The following is a 1077-nucleotide window of genomic DNA, read 5'->3' as shown; positions in this document are numbered from 1 at the left end:
GGGAATGGGTGTTATGATCGGCATCGCTCAGTCCGGTTGGTGATTTGTGATGTTTGGCGATTGATCAGATCGCACAATCCGGGCTGAGTTCCTTTTAAGTGATCTACTATTTAGGCTGCCACGCAAACCTTATTGTCCCAGTCGGACGGCGCGCGGTTGATTGCCGCCGGCGAGAGAAACGCCAACAGACTGAATGCCCATGTTTGCGTGGCGGTGGTGGATCAATCGGGCATGTTGCTGGCTTTTACCCGCATGGATACTGCTCCTCCGGGATGCATTGATTCTTCTATTTTAAAAGCACGGGCGGTCGCGTTATTCCGCTGGGCGGCGTCACGCCGGTCTCAATGACGGGCAGCGGCTGATGTGATTGGGGGGTTGCCCGTGCATTCCGTATATAGCAAGCAACCCGTGGTTTATCGAGATTACTGATATTAATTACGAAATGTTATTTTTTGGGATAATATAATTCCCTACCAGCCTTAGTTAAACATAAAGGCAACAGGAATTTCGGCATTAAATCACGGCTGATAAGCCATCTGTCGATTGAAAATTTACCGCTTCCCGACAGCATAAAACTGCCAAAGAAGACCACCATCAGCAGGATATATTCCCAGCCGCCGTTAGGCTTACTGTTCCAAGTATAGCCGTTGAAAAAATGACCGCCAAAAAAGTTAGCAACCATGACATACGCTAACCCGCCGAATCCTGCCAGGCGGGTAAATAACCCCATGCCGATGCCGATGGCGATGGACAGCTCCACCAGGCCGCCGATAATAACAAAGGTGGTGGTATTGCTGGTGAGTCCGTAATTAAAAAACACCTGCTCAAGGTGATGGAACGACGCTGTGCCGGCAAAGAGTTTTTCGGTGAAATGCCCGGTCCAGTTAAAACCGAAGTAAATCTGGATAAACGCAACCTGCCACTGCAGGTTGCCAAACCAAGCATCGTCCTTATAATGCACCCAGTCATTACGCGCGCAGTCGATAAATTGGAAAATAAACCCAATCAGCTACCGTGTTCCGTCAAAGAAAAGTTGCGTCAATTTTGGAAATACAGCCCCTAAGCGCTGTCAGCAAG

General features: G+C 49.1%; 2 protein-coding genes. One reads left to right on the top strand and one right to left on the bottom strand.

The genetic code is table 11. The features are described 5' to 3' along the window. Window positions 1-132 precede the first annotated feature (132 nt). Window positions 133-348, top strand: coding sequence for a heme-binding protein (locus J8X26_RS27440; RefSeq protein ID WP_208952665.1), 216 nt, complete (start codon window positions 133-135; stop codon window positions 346-348). Between the two features lie 97 nt (window positions 349-445). Here the strand turns inward: J8X26_RS27440 and J8X26_RS27435 are convergent, their stop codons facing one another. Continuing rightward, window positions 446-961, bottom strand: coding sequence for a DoxX family protein (locus J8X26_RS27435; RefSeq protein WP_208952664.1), 516 nt, complete (start codon window positions 959-961; stop codon window positions 446-448). Between the last annotated feature and the right edge of the window lie 116 nt (window positions 962-1077).

The organism is Rahnella sp. ChDrAdgB13 (assembly GCF_017655185.1).
In the GTDB taxonomy this organism is placed as follows: domain Bacteria; phylum Pseudomonadota; class Gammaproteobacteria; order Enterobacterales; family Enterobacteriaceae; genus Rahnella; species Rahnella contaminans.
The sequence above is the reverse complement of the archived record's forward strand: the minus strand, read 5'-3'. Positions and strand labels throughout refer to the sequence as shown.